The sequence below is a fragment of the Corallococcus silvisoli genome (assembly GCF_009909145.1).
In the GTDB taxonomy this organism is placed as follows: domain Bacteria; phylum Myxococcota; class Myxococcia; order Myxococcales; family Myxococcaceae; genus Corallococcus; species Corallococcus silvisoli.
Genome location: NZ_JAAAPJ010000016.1, coordinates 116,663 through 135,502, shown reverse-complemented (window position 1 = coordinate 135,502; position 18,840 = coordinate 116,663). Strand labels below are relative to the sequence as shown.

General features: G+C 73.4%; 6 protein-coding genes. 5 read left to right on the top strand and 1 reads right to left on the bottom strand.

The annotated features are described in order from the left end of the window. Nucleotides 1–1,169 precede the first annotated feature (1,169 nt). From GTY96_RS28665 to GTY96_RS28645, 5 genes are all read left to right on the top strand, one after another. Nucleotides 1,170–4,553 (top strand): carboxypeptidase regulatory-like domain-containing protein, encoded by a 3,384-nt coding sequence (locus GTY96_RS28665; protein ID WP_161666385.1) that lies wholly within the window; start codon nucleotides 1,170–1,172, stop codon nucleotides 4,551–4,553. Nucleotides 4,554–4,606: 53 nt separating this feature from the next. Further along, nucleotides 4,607–7,333, top strand: a complete 2,727-nt coding sequence (locus GTY96_RS28660) for a hypothetical protein (protein WP_143908978.1) — start codon at nucleotides 4,607–4,609, stop codon at nucleotides 7,331–7,333. 12 nt (nucleotides 7,334–7,345) lie between these two features. After that, the gene (locus GTY96_RS28655) at nucleotides 7,346–13,882 is read left to right on the top strand and encodes a HEAT repeat domain-containing protein (protein ID WP_161666384.1); all 6,537 of its coding nucleotides are present in this window, start codon (nucleotides 7,346–7,348) and stop codon (nucleotides 13,880–13,882) included. Beyond that, the gene (locus GTY96_RS28650; protein WP_161666383.1) at nucleotides 13,879–15,735 is read left to right on the top strand and encodes an SWIM zinc finger family protein; all 1,857 of its coding nucleotides are present in this window, start codon (nucleotides 13,879–13,881) and stop codon (nucleotides 15,733–15,735) included. Before GTY96_RS28655 ends, GTY96_RS28650 begins: the two co-directional genes overlap by 4 nt. 396 nt (nucleotides 15,736–16,131) lie before the next feature. Next, entirely contained in the window at nucleotides 16,132–17,574 is a 1,443-nt protein-coding gene (locus GTY96_RS28645; protein WP_161666382.1) for a reverse transcriptase family protein, read from the top strand. Nucleotides 17,575–17,753: 179 nt separating this feature from the next. Here GTY96_RS28645 and GTY96_RS28640 read toward each other — a convergent pair whose 3' ends face one another. Next, the gene (locus GTY96_RS28640; protein ID WP_201756486.1) at nucleotides 17,754–18,731 is read right to left on the bottom strand and encodes an alpha/beta hydrolase; all 978 of its coding nucleotides are present in this window, start codon (nucleotides 18,729–18,731) and stop codon (nucleotides 17,754–17,756) included. Between the last annotated feature and the right edge of the window lie 109 nt (nucleotides 18,732–18,840).

The window sequence follows — 18,840 nt, the reverse complement described above, 5'->3', positions numbered from 1 at the left end:
TTCCGCAATCCATTACTTCTTGGGCTTGCTATTTGGTTTTCAAAGACCGAGCCGCTTGTCCTGCTTCGCGACTTTTGCTACCGTTGCTTCGTCCCGCTTGCCAGTTTCTTTACGACCGGCGGGGTTGCAGCTTCTATTTCAGTCCGCATCCGCCGTCAACTTCGCTTTTGCGTCCTGCGAACCACTTCGTTTCCCCGGCGCCGTCCAGTGACTTCCGCCGGTTTCTCGAAGGGGAGCGGCTTCTACCTCTTCGCCGTCTCCGCTGTCAACTGTTCGTTGTCAGCTTTCCTCACCGCTTTCCGTCCGTTTGTTGCCTCACGGACTTCTTGCGGTGGGGCGCGGCTTCTACCGCTTCGCAGCCTCCGGTGTCAACCGCCAATCAACCCGGGTCCGATCCAGGGCAGGCACCCGTGCGTTCGCATCCAGGGGATCCACCCACGAAGGTGCTGGCCACTGCGACGGTGTTCACGGACGGCCGCGCACGGGCCATGGCCTCGAGTAGCTGCCGGGCGGCCTCTCTTTAGGGAGGCCCCGTCACTGGGCAGCGGCACGGTGGGTCAGGGGCTCGGCCTTCAGGCTCGGGGGCCAGTGGAGGTAGCGGTCCCCCATGCCTGGCTCCCCTTCCGCCGCCGAGCGCCTTGCGGACGCATCAAGACGGCCGCGAACCACGCCTCAGCAGCTCGACCATGCGCGTGTCCTCGGGCGAAGCTTTCCGGGCGGCCCCGCATGGCTGCCCTCCTGGGCCTCTGAAGGCGCGCTCGGGAGATGCTTGCTGGCGTAGAAAAAATACTGGGAGCGCGCCCCCTCGACGCGCTCCCAGTAACTCAACCCCTCCCCCGAGGGGTCCCCCTCATCCGGATGCGGCCCCCAAAGACCCGCGTCCGTCCTGCTTTTCCTTCAAGACGGCGACTGCCCAAAACCTTGAGTCCCGGAAGATCGACCCCCAGAACCCATCCCCCCTCTGCCCAGAGCGCTCCGCGCTCCGAACCCTTGGGCGCCGGCGGCTCTGCCCCCAGTGCCCCCACCCTGACTTCAAATACGTCCGCCGCCGGAATCCTTGGCGTGCCCCCTGCTTTTTTCGTCCGCGCCTTTTGACGCGGCGGCTGCGCGTTCCCAGCCCCGGTCCACGTCAGCGCTGCTGCTACAGTCACCCACCCAGGAGGGGCGCCATGAGGAAGCCAGCGGCGGTGGTCATCGGTGCGGTCCTGCTCTTGCTCTTCGCCGGAGCCGGGGCCCTCTGGTGGCTGCGCTCCCCTCCGCCTCCGCCGAAGCCCCCCACCCCACCCCGCACCGCGCGCCGACAGCTTGCCGCGACCCCACCCGCGCCCCCCCAGGGCGCCCTCCAGGTGCGCGGACGCGTCCAGGACCTCCAAGGCCACCCCGTCTCCGGCATGGAGGTCTCCGCCTCCGTGGCCCTGCCCGGAGAGACCCTCACGGAGCTGCCCTGTGACGCGGACTCCCCCGGCGTCTCCCTGGCCTCCGAGGACTGTGCCTCCGTCTCCGCCGGCCAGTGGCTCCGCGAGCTGGTGGAAGCCCACCGGGGTGGCGCGTTCATCCTCGCCCGCACCGCCTCCGCGCCGGACGGCACCTTCACCCTGGAGGACCTGCCACGGGGAAGGGTCGCCGTGTGGGCCCTGGGCCCCCAGGGCTCGGGCGTCCAAGAGGACGTCGCCACCGGCACCCAGGACGTGACGCTGACGCTCGTCCCCAGCCACGCACTCACTGGCCGCGTGGTGGACGAGGACGGCGCCCCGCTCGCCGACGCCCAGGTGACCGTGCTGCACACTGGGACCGCGCGCTACTTCGAGACCCGGACCCGCGCGGATGGCCACTTCTCCGTGGGCCCCCTCCCTGACGGCGACACCTACAGCCTCCTCGCCGCCCACCCGGGAAAGCTCACCGCGTGGCTCCAGGACCTGGCGGCGGGCCCGCTGCCCGAGGACATCCTGATGTACACCCCCCGGCGCATCGTGGGCACCGTGGTGGACGGCGAACAGCCCGTCGCCGGCGCCACCGTCACGGAGGCGGACGGCGAGCGCGTCGCCACCACCGATGCCCAGGGGCTCTTCACCTTCGACGGACTGGCCCCCGGCGACTACCGCCTGGACGCGGAGCAAGGCGGACTCCAGGCGCGCGAAACCGTGACGGTGACGGAGGACCTGCGCGAGACCCGGGTGACGCTGCGCCTGGGCACCGCGTTCTTCGTCGAAGCCACCGTGCATGACTCCACCGGTGCCCCCGTGGCCAATGCCGAGGTGTCCGCCGACCTCCCGAGCGAGGCCTCCGCGCACTTCAGCATCCCCATCTTCCAGGCGCTCGGCACCACCGACGCGAACGGCCGCGTGCGCGTGGGCCCCCTCCAGGCACGCCCCTACACCTTCCAGGTGGTGGCGGACCGGCTGCTGGACCTCACCGCGGTCCGGACCGTGGCCGCCGGGGGGCCTCCGCTGGATTTCGTCCTCTCCCCCGCCCTCCTCGTGGAGGGCCACGTCACCGACGCCGCGGGCAAGCCGGTGGCGGAGGCAAACCTGTCGCTGCTGCCCGCGCCTCTGAAGCGCCCCCAGGGCGCCCCGCCGCCGACCATGCCGCATCCACCGCTGTTCACGATGCACCCGCCTCGCGAAGTCCCCCTCACCTACGACGCCACCACCGACGAGCACGGCCACTTCGCCATCAAGGTCGACCAGGCGCTCACCGGCATGCTCTCCATCGAGGCCAACGGTTTCCTGCCTCGCAAGCTCCAGGTCCGGGCCCCCTCCGCGGACCTGAAGCTGACCCTGGATGCGGGCGCGACCGTGCGCGGCAGCGTGACGAACTCGCGTGGCGCGCCCGTCACCGAGGTGGACATCCTGCTGGTGACCCATCGCCCGGAAGAGGCCAGCTCGCGAAAGGCCGACGACGACGGCTCCGGCGGGGAGCCAGACGAGGACCCGGCCGAGGACGAGGTGGAGCGCTCCACCTTCGCGGGGTCCGCGGAAGAGGACGGTCACTTCGTCATCCAGGGGGTTCCGCCGGGCACCTACTCCGTGTGGCTGCGCGCGAACCAGGGCGGCTATGAGCGCCTGCTGCCCGAACGCGTGACGGTGCGAGGCTCGGAGACCGTGGAGCTCTCGCTGCACCTGGACCTGGACGGCCGCCTGGGAGGCATCGTCGTGGACACGGAGGGCCGGCCCCTGGCGGGCGTCGCCGTGGATGGCGCCGCCAAGGAGGAGGAGGCCAGCGGGGGCCGCGCCTATTCGCCCCTGTCGGCGCGGACGGGCCCCGACGGCCGCTTCGTCCTGGAGCCGCTGGTCCGCGACTGGGACTACGAGCTGACGGCGATGAAGCCCGGCTACGCGATGCCCGGCGCCCGAGACGAGCCCGAGCTCGAGTCGGGCGATGAGAACGAATCCATCCAGGAGGCTCGCGCGCGCATGGACCGGTGGCTGGAGGCCCAGGAGGGCCCCAAGGTCATCGCCCGAGCGGGGAACATGGACGTGCGCATCACCCTGACCTTCCAGGGCCGCGTCACCGGCCGGCTGGTGAAGACCGACGGCACGCCCATCACCCGCTTCAGCGTGAACGAAGAACCCGTGCGCGACCCGCGTGGCGTCTTCACCGTCTTCGTGGACGACCCCGGCCCCCAGCACCTGTCCTTCCAGGTCCCGGGCCACGCCATCACCCAGCGCGACGTGGTCGTCCCCGCCGGCCGCGACGTGGACCTGGGCACGGTGCGCATCGACACGGGCCACGTCGTGAAGGGCCGCGTGGTGGACGACGCGACCGGCGCGCCGCTGGGAGGCGTGTCTGTCTCCCTGGACCTGCCTCCCGACGCCCCGGGTGAGGAGAGCGTGGAGCGCGGCGGCATCTTGAACGTCTTCACCGGCCCGGACGGCACCTTCGACCTGCCCGCGGTGGAGGCCCGGCCCTACGTGCTCACCGTGCAGGAGGCGGAGCACGTGTCCCTCCAGCGCACCCTGGGCCCCAACGAGGACACGGTGGAGCTGCGCCTCCAGACCTCCATCCGCCTGGAGGTGACGGTGACGGACGACCGGGGCCAGCCGCGCAGCCTCGGCCTCATCGCCATTCCGAAGGATGAACCGGGCACGCAGAACATCACCATCGCGCGCCAGGGCGTGGGCCTGTTCCGGGACCTGTCTCCCGGTGACTACCTGGTGAAGCCCGCGGACGCGACGTCCCGCTTCACCGTCCTTCCACGGCTCACTCGGGTCGAGGCGCGCCGTGTCAACCGCGTGGACCTGCCCGTGTCCACGCGGGGCCCCACGTTGAAGCTGCGCTGGAGCGAGCGCGGAATGCAGGGCACGCCCTACCTCCTGCCAGGACGCGTGCCCGCGCCGCGGGAGGTGGCCACCTCGCTGGAGCTGGAGTGGCTGCGCCAGCAGGCGCTCCCGCTCTTCATGTCCCCCGGAGATTCCTGGAGCAACCTCCCACCTGGGCCCTACACGCTTCTCGTGTTGCGAGAACGCGAGGGGCGCTGGCTGTCGTTCCGCCAGGACGTGATGGTGGGGACGGGCGACGTCCAGCAGGTGGAGGTCCCCGCGCTGCCGTGGTGAGGCGTGTCGGTGGTGGCTCGCGGTGACGGGGAGCTGTGTTAAACCCGCGCCCCATGACCGCGAGCGACGCGCTGAGCGCAGCAGACCTCGAACGTCTGGCCAGGGCCGAGGCACCGGACCTCGCCGAGGCCGTGCTGGCCTTCCTCGACCAGCCGGACCGCACGTCGGACACGCCGCTGCCGCAGGGCGCGCTTGGCTTCGACGCGCTGAAACAGCTGCTGGAGCAGGCGCGGCAGCACGGGGAGAAGAAGGGCCGGCGCCAGGGCTCGCATGAGGCGTGGCAGCGCTTCCTCGCGCAGAAGGACGTGCCGCTCCCGCCGCGCTTCGCGCTCGCGGACCTGCTGGTGTCCCTGTACGAGAAGAACACCGAGCCCGCGCGCGCCGTGCTCTTCACGCTCGCGAAGGAAGCGCCGCTGAAGTTCGGCCTGTGGGCGGGCCTCAAGCGCATCTACAAGCTGTCCGAGGCGCGCCACGACGCGGAGATGTTCGGCGTGCTCGCGTGGCGCTTCGACACCGAGCGCGGCACCCACCGCTCGCGCGAGGTGGGCGGCGGCACCCTCACCTACCTCCAGCGCCGGGCGTGGCGCTTCCTGCGTCAGCTGGGCGCGGCCGTGCCGGAGCTCTACCCGCAGTTCGCGGTGGAGGTGCTGCGGCACTACGAGCCGGACACCACCTGGTCGTCGTGCTGGGTGGCGCACCACGTCTGGGCGCACAACAGCCGGAACTACTCCGCGTCGCGCTTCTCCATCCCTCCGCCCAACGACATGGTGAAGCAGCGCATGTATCCGGACGCGTGGAAGCGCTCGCCGGACGCGCTGATGCGCCTGTTGGACACGTGCCAGTCGGACCCCGCCGCGAAGTTCGCCATCCAGGGCCTGCGCAAGGACTTCCCGGAGGCGCTGCGCAAGGTGACGCCCGCGTGGCTGGGCCGGCTCGCGCGCCGTCCGCTGGGCAGCGCGCATGAGTTCCTGGTGGAGACGCTGCAGGGCTCGCCGGAGTTCCACCAGGGCAAGCTGCGCGCGGCCGGGCTGCACGAAGCGGTGCTGGAGCTGCTGTTCTCCCCCAGCGACAAGGCCCGCGCCTACGCCATCGAGTACGCGCGCGGACACGCGCAGGACATGGCCGCGGACCGGCTGGCGGACCTGGTGGAGCGCGGCGAGGACGACGTGAAGGCCTTCGCCGCCGCCACCCTGGAGAAGCGCCCGCCGCGCGAGCTGGGGCTGCCGCTGCTGGGCCGGCTGCTCGTCTCCAAGCCCACCGCGGCGTTCGCGGCGAAGGCGCTGGAGCAGTCCTTCGACCGGGCGGAGATCACCCAGGACTTCCTGCGCGAGCTGCTCTGGGGCCGCCAGGAGCAGCTCAACTGGGCGAAGAACTACGTCACCACGAAGTACGCGACGGGGGAGATGCCCGCCGCGTTCTGGAAGCTGACGCTGACGGAGGCGAAGCAGTCCTCGCGGCCGCGCATCGTGGAGGACACCGCGATGAAGGCGCTGTCCGCGTACAAGCCGGCGGACATCGGGCCGGAGTGGATATTGGACCTGGTGGCGCACCCGCGCCTGGGCCGTCAGGCGGCGCAGTGGCTCACCCGCGCGGACAGCCTGCCGGGCCTGGACGTGGAGCGGGTGAAGGCGCTGGTGTTCAGCGCGAAGCACCGCGAGACGGCGCTGGCGCTGCTGGGCAACCGCAAGCTCTTCACCGCGCGTCAGCTCACGGTGCCCTGGCTGCTGGCGCTGGCGCGGCGGGCGGACCCCACGCTGCACGACTTCGCGCACCGCTACCTGCTGGAGAACGTGGTGCCCGCGGACTTCAGCGACACGGGCGACGCGGACGCCGGCCTGGAGCGCCTGTTCGACCTGGCGCTGGGCGCGAAGCAGCCGCCCCCGGTGCGCGCGTTCGCGCAGACGTACCTGCGCTGCCACCACCCGGGCATCGGGCCGGAGCAGCCGGAGTCCAAGTCCTACGAGCTGCGGCCTCGCGCGCCGCGCAAGGCGTACACGGCGGAGCGCCTGTGGCCGGCCTTGATGGATCCGCGCGACGACGTGCGCCGCTTCGCGCTGACCCTCGCCCGTTCGGAGCTGCGGGCGTGGGGCTACCAGACGCGCGTGTACGAGCTGGCGGACTCGGACGCGAAGGAGATCCGCAACCTCGCGTATGACGCCCTGCTCAACGCGGGCGAGCCCGGGGCGGATGCGCGCCACACGCTGCAGCCGGAGGAGCTGGACGCGGGCAAGGTGTTCGCGCTCACGGAGTCCACCAAGCGCAGCACGCGCGAGGTGGCCGTGGAGCTCATCCGCCGGCACTACGCGCGGCTGGGCGGAGCGGAGCGGCTGGCCGGGCTGATGCAGAGCGCGGACCGCGAGGTGGGCCTGTTCGCGGTGCGGCTGCTCTGGGAGAAGCACCGGCCGCAGCACCTGCCGGAGGGCTGGAAGCCCGCGGGTGGGGGCAAGGACGTCCGCGAGGCGGGCGGCACCGCGCGCTTCAGCGACGTGGAGGCCCTGCGCACGTTCCTCCGGCGCATGATGTTCGGCCTGCCGCCCGGGCGCGCGAAGGAAGCGCGCGAGGGTGACGTGCAGCGCCGGCTGTCCGCGAGCGTGGCCAAGCGCCGCGTGGTGGAGCTGGTGCGCGACCTGGGCCTGGAAGACGAGAGCTTCGCCCGCGTGGTGGCGCCCGTGTTGGGCGAGTTCACCGGCTCCGTGGCGAAGGGCGAGTGGCAGAGCTGCCTGGCCTCGCTGGTGCAATTGCGTGCGGCACACCCGGGCGTGCAGCTCGGCGGCATCTAGGACAACGACACCATGGCCAACCTCTCCATCGGCAACATCGAGAAGGTCCGTGCGCTCGCCGCCAACGCGCGCCTGCTCATCGTGGGCGGCACGCGCGCCGCTCCCGACAGCCGCCTCACCGCGTACGAGCCCGGCACCAACAAGGTCCTGTGGACGTCCCCGCTGCCGTCCCACGTGCTGGGGCTGGCGCTGGCGGGCGAGCAGTTCGCCGCGGCGGGCGCGGACGGCACCGTGCGCTTCGGGTCGCTCGCCGACGGCGCGGTGAAGTTCCAGCTCCACGGCGCGCACCCCGGTGGGTGCACGGCGGTGGCGGCCAGCCCGGACGGCAAGGTGCTCTACACGGCCGGCGTGGACGGCTTCGTGCGCGCCTGGGACTGGGACAGCACCCAGAAGCTGAAGGAGTGGAGCGCGTCCTCGCTGCCCCTGCGCGCGGTGGCGGTGGACCCCACGCACACGTACGTCGGCTGCGCGGGCGATGACGGCGTGGTGCGGTCGTTCACGGTGGCGACGGGCGCGCGCCGGGACATGCCGGGCCACGAGGGCGCGGTGCGGGCGCTGGCCTTCACGCCGCGCGACGGGCGGCTCGTCTCCGCGGGCGACGATGGGAAGCTGCGCATCTGGTACCTGGTCGGCGCGGTGGAGTCCGAGGTCCGCGGCGACAAGGACAGCGGCCACGCGGGCTCGGTGCTGGGGCTGGTGTTCCCGCCCACGCCGCAGGCGGAGGCCGGCGAGGAGCCCGCGGAGCGCATCGCGTCGGTGGGCAACGACGGCAAGCTGAAGGTCTGGCGGCTGGACGAGCGCCGCAAGCCGCGCACCTTCGACCTGGGCGTCAAGGCCACGCACGCGGTGGCCTTCGGGCCGCCGGCGAACCCCCGCCAGGCGAAGCAGCTCCTGGGCTTCCTCTTCGTGGGCGGCGAGGACCGCAAGGTCACGCGCGTCACGCTGGGCGTGGACGGCAAGCCCACGGACGAGACGCAGACGTACGCGCACGGCTTCGACGTGCTCAGCGAGTCGCTGAAGGCCGCCCTCCCCCGCCGCGAGGCCGCGGTGAAGGAGGCGGTGGCGCTCCAGGAGCCCGAGGCGCTGGAGTTCGTGCTGGGCGTGCTGTCCTCGGACAAGGACGCCCAGGCCCGCCGGCTGGCGGCCACGGAGCTGGGCACGCACGGCCGCACCGCCGCGCGGGCGAAGCTGCGGGAGCGGCTCAACGACGACGACAAGACGGTGCGCGCCGCCGCGCTCAATGCCCTGGAGAAGCTGGAGACGGAGTCGCCGCTCGCGGCGTTCCGCGCGGCGCTGGACTCGCGCTTCGTGGACATGCGCGTGCAGGGCCTGCGCCGTCTGGCGAAGCTGGGGAGCGCGTCGCCGCTGGTGCCGGGGCTCATCGCCGGGAAGCTGCCGGACGCGCAGAACGACGTGGGCACGGCCGCGCTGGACGCGCTCACCACGGTGTCCCCCAAGGGCAGCACGGAGCCGCTGAAGCTCGCGTTCGAGCGTGGTCCCGCGCCCCTCAAGGTGGAGGTGCTGCTGCGCGCGTCGGGGGCGGGTCTGCTGGCCGACCCGCGCCTGCAGCCGCTGGTGGCGCGCGCGCTGGACGACGCGGACCGCGACGTGCGCCGCGTGGCCTTCGCCGTGCGCGTGCTGGAGCGCCGTGCGCTGGCCGCCACGCTGGAGGCGAAGGACGAGGAGTTCGCTCGCACGGTGCGGGAAGTGACCCGCATGCTGACCCTCCAGGCCAAGCGCGCGTCCGGAGACGCGGAGGCGAAGTCCGCCACCGACGCGGAGCTGGCCGCCTCGCGCGAACAGCTCTTCGGCAAGGCCTCCGCTGGCTCGGCGCTGACGGAGGCCGACCTGGAGCCGCTGCTGGCCGCCATGGCGTGCCGCATGCCGGACACCGCGGTGCGCGGGGCCCGCGTGCTGGCGCAGCTGGGGGATGGACGCGCGCTGGGCGCGCTGCTCCAGCTGTCGCGCGAGGACGACGCCCCCATCCGCCGCGAGACGGCCAGCGCGCTCCAGGCGCTGCAGGATCCGCGCGCCCGCGAGCGGCTGGTGTGGATGCTGGACGACGCGGACGGGGACGTGCGCGCGGCGGCGCTGTCCGCCGTGGTGGCGCTGGACTCGGACACGCCCATGTCCGCGGCGGAGGCCGCGCTGCGCTCCAGCCACGAGGACGTGCGCGTGCGCGGCCTGGACCGGCTGGTGAAGCTGGGCGCGAAGGCGGAGGGCGCGGAGGGCCTGCTGGGCGACGCGCTGGAGGACGAGTCCGCCAAGGTGCGCGGCGAGGCCTTCCGCACGCTGTGGGCCTGGAACGACCAGGAGCCGGTGAAGGCGCTGGACCGGGCGCTGGCGGGCCGCTTCCCGGACCTGCGCACCCGCGCGGTGGAGGTGCTCGCCCAGCGCGGCACGGATGACTGGGCGATGGAGCGCCTGAAGAAGTCCGTGGAGGACCGCGACGTCAACGTCGCCACCGCCGCGTACGAGGCGTGGGTGAAGCTCGCGGGCAAGGAGCAGCCGGAGCCGCACCTGGCCGCGCTCAACGCCACGCACCCCGCGCTGCGCGAGAGGGCCGCGAAGGGCGCCGTGCACGCCCCGGCGGAGCCCCTGCGCTCCGCGCTCCTCAAGCGCGTGCAGGACGAGCACCTGGAGGTGGCCGTCGCGGCGCTGGAGGCGCTCGACAAGCTCATCCCGGCGGAGAACGGGCCGCTGCTCGCGGGCATCGCGGCGGCGACGCTGCCGGTGCGCGTGCGGGCCGCGGAGCTGCTCGCCCCGCGCGGCGCGGAGGACATCATCGAGCCCCTGCGCGGGCTCATCACGGACAAGGACCTGGAGCGGATGTACCCGCCCGGCTTCCTCGTCCCCCTGCGCATCCGCGCGGCGCGCGCGCTGGCCACGCTGGGCTCGCGGCGCCTCCTGGGCTTCTACGCCACCACGCTGCTGCCCCACGAGCTGCCGGAGCTCCAGGAGCAGGGCGCGCGCGGCCTCGCCACCGCGAGCCGCCGGGGCGACGAGGGCGCGCTGCTGGACGCGCTGGGCCATGCGCTGGTCGCGGCGCGGTCGTGGGCCGCGGACGGCCTGGCGCGCCTGGGCGACGTGCGCGCGCTGCCGGTGCTCACGGGCAACCTGCGCCATGAGCACCTCCCCATCCGCCTGGGCGCCATCCTCGCCTTCGCGGCGCTGGGACCCGAAGGGGACGGCGGCCTGCTGCACGGCCTGGAGGACTCCGCGCGCGAGGTCCAGGAGATGGTGTTCGCCATCGTGCTCGCGCGGGACCTGCGCGCCAGCCGCGAGGGGGGGCCGCCGGACCTGCTGACGAGCGCGCTGTCCAGCGGCCGTCCGGAGGTGCGCTACGCCGCGGCGCGCACGCTGGAGCTGCGCACGGAGCCGGAGGCGTACCGCGCGCACCTGGTGGAGGTGCTGCTGCCGCCGCGCCCGGAGAAGGCCGGCGACATGAAGGACTGGCCCGCGGAGGACGACCGGGCGAAGCGCATGGTCGGGCTCGCGGAGGCGCTCTCCAGCGGACAGCCGGAGCAGCGCTACGCGGCGGCCCAGGTGCTGCTGCTTCGCAACAAGCCCCTGGACTACTTCCGCGAGGCGCAGAAGGTCGCGCGCCCCCGCACGCTGCAAGCGCCCTGGAAGCCCGAGACGGCCGAAGGCGCCGCGCACGTGATGCAGCCGTCCACCCCGGAGAAGCAGGGCACGGCGTCCGCCACGGGCAAGAGCTGGCTGCGCCGCCTCTTCTCCGCGGTGAAGCCTTCGGAAGGAACCGCCGAGGGCACGGCGACGCAGGAGGCGGCGACGCAGGCGGAGCGGCAGCACCTGCGCCGGCTGGCGTTCGGCGCCTACGTGGGCCTGCTGCGGCAGGTGTCCGCGGGCGACGAGGAAGGCCACCGCGTCCGCCGCGACGCCGTGGACCGCGTGGTGAAGCTCACCCAGGAAGGCTACGCGGGCACGTCCGCCGCGGTGGCCGCCCTCCTGCGCGCGCTGGAGGATCCGCACCAGCTGGTGCGCAGGGCCGCGCTCACGGGCCTCAAGGAGCTGTACCCCGCCGGCAGCGACGAGCCGCTGGCGCTGGCCCTGGCCTCGCTGGCGCAGGACGTGGCGCGCGCGGCCCTGGAGGAGCTGGCGGAGCGGGGCGACGCGGCCCGTCCGCGCTTGACCGCGGCGCTGAACTCGCCGCTGCCGGAGGTGCGCAAGTCCGCCTTCGAGCTGCTGGAGAAGCTGAGCCCGCCGGGCAGCCTGGAGCCGCTGCTGGCCGCGCTGGGCAGCGAGCACGCGGACCTGCGCGTGGGGGTCATCGAGCGGCTGGCGGGCGCCAACGACTCGCGCGTCACCGAGGCCCTGGGCCGCGCGATGGGCAGCGAGCACGAGGACCTGCGGCTGCGCGCCGCGGAGCTGCTCGCGTTCCGCGGCGATGACCGGGCGGTGGAGGTGCTGGGCACCTTCCTGCGCTCGGAGACGGTGGCCGTGGCGCGCCGGGCGCAGGAGGCCCTGGCGCGGCTGGGGACGTCCGCCGCCGTGGCCGCGCTCGCCCAGCGCCTGACGGTGGCGACGGAGATTCCCGAGCGCACGAAGCTGGTGGCCGCGCTGGGCCGCACCCGCCGCGCGGACGCGCTGGATGTGCTCGCGCGCCAGAGCGTGGAGGACGAAGCCCCCAGCGTGCGCCTCGCCTGCGTGACGGCCGCGATGCAGCTCACCTGGCCGCCGGAGCAGGAGAAGCTCAAGGAGCGCGAGCGCGAGCTGAAGAAGCGCGACGCGGCGCTCGCGGTGCGCTTCCTGCGCGTGGCGGTGCGGAGCCAGGACCCCGAGGTCCGCAAGGCCGCCGCCGCGGAGCTGGAGCACGGCAAGAACGAAGGCCAGGACGCGCTGCTCGTGCAGCTCTTCACCGACCGCGACGTCACCGTGCGCGCGGAGGCGGTGGAGCGCTACTCGAAGCGCGTGGTGGAGCAGGGCGCGGCCGTGGAGCCGCTGGAGGAGATCCTCCGCGCCGGGGCCCGTGAGCTGATGCTGCCCGCGGCGGAAGGCGTCGCGCACCGGCGCGGCGTCAGCGCCCTGCGCCCCCTGCTGCTGTACGCGCGCGCCGGTGAGCCGCACGAGCGCGGCCGGGCCCTGCTCGCGCTGGGCACCCTGGGTGACGTGCGCGCGCTCTCCGAGCTGGAGACGGTGGCCAACGGCGGCACCCCGGACGCTCCCGCGGAAGAGGACATGGTGCAGGCCGCCATCGAGGCGCTGGGCCGGCTCGCCCACCGGATGCCCGAGGGTGAAGAGCGCCGCCGCGTCGAGGAGAAGGTGGAAGCCACCGCCGTCGAGGGCAACCACTTCCGGCGCCAGCAGGCCGCCGTGCGCGGCCTGCGCGCCCTGGGCGGAGAGCGCGCCCGGGTGAAGCTGGAGGCGCTGCTCGCCGACATCGAGACGGACGACGACGTGCGCCGCACGGTGGCGGAGGAGCTGGGCAAGTTCGGGGACCCGGCCGCCGAGGCCGCGCTGGCCGCCGCGCTGAACGATGAGGACGACGACCTGCGCGAGGTCGCGCGCAAGGCGCTGGACGTGCTCTTCCCGAAGGAGCGCACGCGGGTGGAGTTCCTGGCGGTGCAGAGCGAGCACGAGGACATCTCCGAGCCCGCCGCCACCTACCTCGCCAGCGAAGGCGACCCGGCGCTGCTCGTGCCCCGGCTGGCCACGCTGGAGAACGCGGAGCTGCGGCTCCGGCTGCGGCGGGGTCTGGCCCGGAGGGGCGCGCTGCCCCTGCCGGAGGTCATCGCCCTGTTCGGCCACGACAAGCCGGAGGCCCGCGAGGAGGCCGCGCGGCTCGTGGGCACCTGGACGGGTGATGCGCGGGACGCGGGCGCCGTGGACACCACGGGCCTCGTTCGCGCGGTCGTGGCCGCGGAGCGGCGCACCGCCACCGCCTGGGCCACCACGCCGCAGCCGAAGCGCGAGCCGCTGGCCGCCGCGTGGGAGCGGCTGCTCTGGGCGGGCTCGCGGCTGGGCGCGAAGGAGCTGGTGGCGACGTCCTCGGAGCTGCTCCGCCAGGGCGAAGCCCACGCCCCCGCGGCCGTGCGCCAGGAGGCGGCGCGGGTGCTGGGACGGATGAAGGCGACGGGCGAGGCCCCGGCGCTGCGCACCGCGCTCGGGGACCCGGACGCCGCCGTGCGCTCCGCCGCCGCGGCGGTGCTGGCCGCGCTGGTGCCCGGTCAGGCCTCCGCGTGGGCGCTGGAGGTGAAGCCCTTCGACCCGGTGGCGCTGGGGCCCACGGGCGCGCAGGTGGCGCCGGGCGCCCTCACGGCCAGCGAGGCCCGCAGGCTCGCGGTGCCCGCGCTGCTCGCGAAGAAGGACCTGGAGCCGCTCAAGCCCGTGGCCGCCGACGCGAAGCCGGAGATTCGCCAGGACGCGTGGGCCGCGCTGGGACGGCTGGGCGGTGACGAGGCCGCGGCGCTGCTGAAGACGGCGGCCTTCGACAAGTCGCAATCGGTGGAGCTGCGCAAGGCGGCCTACCGCGCCCACAAACGTGCACGCCGGGCCGCTGAGCGCGCCCGGAAGGAAGGTCAACAGTGAGCACCGCAACCGCACGTCATCCCGTCGCGCTGAGCTACACGGCGCAGAGCGACGTGGTCGTCACGCCGGACGCCTCGCGCGTGCAGCTGGCCCTGGAGGGGTCGCGCGGCACCGTGGGCGTCAGCGGACAGGTGAAGGACCCCACCCTCTTCCGCGACGCGCTGGCCGCCGCCTTCGCCGTGCTGTCCAGCGACCTGCGCTACCGGGGCCGCGACCGCACCGCGTACCTCGCGTACCTGATGAAGCAGGGCAAGCGCGCCAGCGCCCAAATCTGGGAGGCCCAGAAGGCCTTCCTCGACAGCGCGCTGGAGGGCGAGGAGAAGAAGGACGCGGTGCTGGACCCCGTGCTCACGGTGGATCCGGACCAGGTGTCCCTGGAGGTCTTCTCCCGAGACGAGAGCGCCTACGCGCGCCTGGCCTTCGACAACAGCCTCTTCGACAAGCGCGAGGCCGCGCACGGCTCCACCTTCCTGGACGTCCCGCCGGAGCTGCCCGCCCGGCTGGACCGCCTGCGCGCCTACGCCCCGGTGGCGCTGGAGGCCCACGTCGCCCCGTCCGCGAAGGCGGCCGCCGCGGAGCCCCGCGCGCCGCGCACGGTGGAGGTGCCCCACGCGTGGCTGCGCGGCTTCCTCCAGGTGCAGTCGGCGGCGACGCTGCCGGCGACGACCTGCTCCATCGCGCCCATCGACCTCTACAACCTGCTCTTCGCGCTGCGCACGCGCCGTTCGAAGAAGGCGCCCCGCGCGCTGCGCTTCGAGCTGGTCCCCGGCGCCCCGCCCCGGCTGGTGCTGGAGCCCTGGGAGCAGGTGCTGGAGTGCCACGGCGGCGCGTACACCGGCAGCGCGCCGGCGGTGGTGCGCACCTTCGGGCGTCAGCGCCTCGCCGCGCTCGCGCGCCTGCTGCCCCACGCGAAGAGCGTGCACGTGCAGTTGCTGGGGCCGGGCCTGCCGGTGTTCTGGGTCATCGACCTGGGCCACGCCACGCTGACGCTGGGACTCACGGGCTGGACGGAGAGCGGCTGGTCCAGCGCCGCCGCCTTCGACTCGCTGATGCCGCGCGACGTGCCGGAGGGCCTGGCGGAGGCGCTGCGCCTGCGCCTGCGCAAGGACGGCCCGCTCGGGTTCGACGTGCTGGCGAAGGACGCCGGGGCGCCGAAGGACCAGGTGCGGGCCGCGCTCCAGTTGGAGTGCCTGCGGGGCCGCGTCCTCTTCGACGTGGCGCGCGGCACCTACCGCCCACGCGAGCTGATGCCCACCCCGGTGGACGAGGCCGCGCTGCGCTACGGCAACGAGCGTGAGGCGCGCGCCCACCGCCTGCTGGGCGACGGCGGCCCGGGCGCGGGCGAAGTGAAGCTCACCCAGGTGCACGACCTGGTGGGCGAGGGCATGCGCATCCAGGGCGAGGTGGTGGACCGCGAGGCGGTGCGCAGCTTCTTCCCCAGCTTCACGCTGGACCTGGAGGGCCGCGTGAAGGACGCGGGCTGCGGCTGCCCGCACTTCCGCCGCTCCGGGCTGCGCGAAGGCCCCTGCGAGCACATGCTCGCGCTGCGCCTGGTGTACGCGCGCCGCCGCGTGGAGGAGGAGGCGCTGCGGCAGACGCCGGAGGGCCGCAAGCTCATCCGCGCCGAGACGCGGGCGTACGTGCGCCGCGACCCGGCGACGGGGCTGGAGCAGGTGTACCGCGTCTCGCTGGACGGCAAGGTGGTGGCCCTCACGTGGGGCCCGCGCCTGGGCGATTCGCGCCACCAGCGCCTGTGGTTCGACTCGGACACGGAAGCCCGGACGGCGTACTTCAGCCGTTTGGAGAAATTGACCGCGGACGGCTACATCGACGCGGCCTCGACTCTGGTGTAAACCCTCTAACAACGGCCCGGCCGCCGACGGGGCGGCTGGAAGGATGGGTGCGACGGACGAAACACGAATTGCGAGTGGTCGAGAGAGGTCTGGACCGCATCAGCCTCAGCGCCTCGAGCGCGGGAGCGGCGTTGCGCCGCTCTGGTTGGAATGCTGGACACTCTCCGCAAGGTAGCCTGTTCTTGGCTCTCTCCCTCCCGAGCACTACCGTCGGGGCGGGAAGCGGAACCAACGACGCAACCGCCGTTTTCCCACCCCGACGGTAGTGCTCGGGAGGGGAGAGCCGGTGAGGCTACCGTGCCCCAGGTGAGCTGGTGGTGCCTTCCTGGCCTCCCTCGACCGCTCGATTCCGTCCGTCGCCCCTCCTGAGCCGCCGCGCCCGTCGAAGGTGCCTCGATGACCGCCAAGCTGGAGTCGTTCGTCCCCGCCGCCCCGCCGCAGGCAGCGCCCGAAGTCGCGCCCGCCGCCCCCAACACCGCGTCGAAGCGAGAGGCCCGCAAGGCCGCGCACGACGTCCTGCTCACGCGCTGGAAGGCCATCACCGACGCTGGCGGCACCGAGGAGTGGGTGCGCGCGCAGCTCGTGGCGAAGGGCGCGCTCGCGGACGAGGTCGACTTCTCCTCCCTGAAGGAGAAGGAGAAGACGGCCTGGAAGGAGAAGAAGAAGGCGGAGGCCGTGGAGCGCCGCGCGCTGGAGCGCCAGGCCCACGAGGCGTGGAAGGCCACGCACGTGAACCACCTGGGCGTGGGCATCCACTGGCGCGAGGACGCCGGCCCGGACAAGTTCGACCTGGAGCACCGCGAGGAGCGCGCGCGCCAGAACGGCCTGCCGACGCTGAACACGGCGGAGGAGCTGGCGAAGGCGCTGGGCCTGAGCGTGTCCAAGCTGCGCGGCTTCGCGTTCCACCGCGACGTGGACACGGGCTCCAACTACGTGAGCTGGCGCATCCCCAAGCGCACGGGCGGCGAGCGCACCATCACCTCGCCCAAGCCGGAGCTGAAGGAAGCGCAGCGCTGGGTGCTCTCCAACGTCGTGGAGCGGCTGCCGGTGCACGGCGCGGCGCACGGCTTCGTGGCGGGGCGCTCCATCCTCACCAACGCGCTGGCGCACCAGGGCGCGGACGTGGTGGTGAAGGTGGACCTGAAGGACTTCTTCCCCACCGTGACGTGGCGGCGCGTGAAGGGCCTGCTGCGCAAGGGCGGCCTGCCGGAGGGCACGTCCACGCTGCTGGCGCTGATGTCCACCGAGGCGCCGCGCGAGCTGCTCTCCTTCCGGGGCAAGACGCTGCACGTGGCGAAGGGCCCCCGAGCGCTGCCGCAGGGCGCGCCCACCTCCCCGGGCATCACCAACGCGCTGTGCCTGCGGATGGACAAGCGGCTGTCGGCGCTGTCGCGCAAGCTGGGCTTCACGTACACGCGCTACGCGGACGACCTGACGTTCTCCTGGACGAAGGCGAAGGCACCCAAGGCGCGCCGGGCCCAGGGCGCTCCGGTGGCGGTGCTGCTCGCGCGGGTGAAGGACGTGGTGGAGGCGGAGGGCTTCACGGTGCACCCGGACAAGACGCGCGTGGCCCGCAAGGGCAGCCGTCAGCGCGTGACGGGGCTCGTGGTGAATGAGGCGAAGGAAGGCACGCCCGCCGCGCGAGTCCCCCGCGACGTGGTGCGCCGCCTGCGCGCGGCCATCCACAACCGGCAGAAGGGCAAGCCGGGCCGCGAGGGTGAGTCGCTGGAGCAGCTCAAGGGCATGGCGGCCTTCCTCCACATGACGGACCCCGTGAAGGGCCGCATGTATCTGGACCAGCTCGCGAAGCTCGAAGACGCGACACCCGCTCCGAGTTAGCGCGAGGCTCCGGGCCTACGACCCACGGGTGGGCCCGCTTCACGAAGCGCGAAGCCGCGACCCCCGTCTGGGTGCGGCGCGCGAGCCTCCGAGCCCGCGGCCCAAGGACCGACCCTCCAAGAAGTCGCAGGCCACGCCACATCCCCCCGGGAGCGTGCGCCGGGTCCCTCCGGTGAGCTTCAGCGCGCCCCCGTCTTCGTCCGCCGTGAAGGCTTCTTCGCCGGAGCCTTCTTCTCCGCCGCCGGCACCTCCACCACCGGCTGCGCGACAGGCACGGGCTTCAGCGCCGCGTCCGCGAACTCCCTCAGCCTGCGCGGATACTCCTCCGGCGCCGTCGCGGCGAAGTTCCCGTGGGACGCCCCCGGGATGCGCCACGTCTGGGCCGCTGGCGCGACGTGCGCGAACAACTCATCCAGCAGCGGCTGCCCGGACTCCTCCGTCCCCGCGACGATGAACAGGGGCCGGGGTTGGATCCGATCCACCGCGTCAATCGTGCGCACCTCCTCCAGCGCGATGCCCCTCCGCCAGAAGGGCACCAGCGCCCCCGTCTGCGTCACCACGCCGAAGCGCCGGAAGTCATACGCCGCCGCCAGCCACAGCGTGTTGAACGGCGACAGCAGCACCACCGCCGCCACCTTCGGATCCTTCGCCGCCACCTCCGCCACCGCCGCCGAGCCAATGGAGAACCCCAGCGCCCCCACCCGCGCGGGGTCCACCTCCGGCTGGGTCCGCACGAACTCCAGCGCCGCGCGCACATCCCGGCGCTCCAGGTCACCCCAGGTGGACGTCTCGCCCCCGCTCTGCCCATGCGCGCGCAGGTCGAACAGCAGCACGCCATACCCCGCGTCGCGCAGCGCCCGCGCCTCCGGCAGCAGGTCCATGCGCGTCTGCGACAGCCCATGCGCCAGCACCCACGCCGCCTTGTTCCGCGACGGCACGTACCAGCCACGCAGCTCCACCCCGTCCTCCGTGCGCAGCGTCACCTCGCGCGCGGAGGCGAGGTCCGCCGGCAGCACCGCCGCCGGCCTCGGGTAGTGGAAGTACTGCTCCGAGCGCCACGCCGCGCGGCCCGCCAGCCCCAACGCCACCAGCACGCACGGCAACACCAACGCCCCCAGCACCCGCCTCCACCGAATCCGCCTCAGCACACCGGCCATGTCCGACCCTCTCCGACAGAAAGCCACCTGCCCCGGAGGCGGAAGCCACCGGCCCAGGCTTGTGTTGGCACCTTTCAGCCCCTTACACCCTATAGGCACCAACAGGTTC

Excerpts from the sequence above, each read along its gene's own strand:
- GTY96_RS28665 (WP_161666385.1), top strand. The coding sequence starts at position 1,170 with ATGAGGAAGCCAGCGGCGGTGGTCATCGGTGCGGTCCTGCTCTTGCTC.
- GTY96_RS28660 (WP_143908978.1), top strand. The coding sequence starts at position 4,607 with ATGACCGCGAGCGACGCGCTGAGCGCAGCAGACCTCGAACGTCTGGCC.
- GTY96_RS28655 (WP_161666384.1), top strand. The coding sequence starts at position 7,346 with ATGGCCAACCTCTCCATCGGCAACATCGAGAAGGTCCGTGCGCTCGCC.
- GTY96_RS28645 (WP_161666382.1), top strand. The coding sequence starts at position 16,132 with ATGACCGCCAAGCTGGAGTCGTTCGTCCCCGCCGCCCCGCCGCAGGCA.
- GTY96_RS28640 (WP_201756486.1), bottom strand. The coding sequence starts at position 18,731 with ATGGCCGGTGTGCTGAGGCGGATTCGGTGGAGGCGGGTGCTGGGGGCG.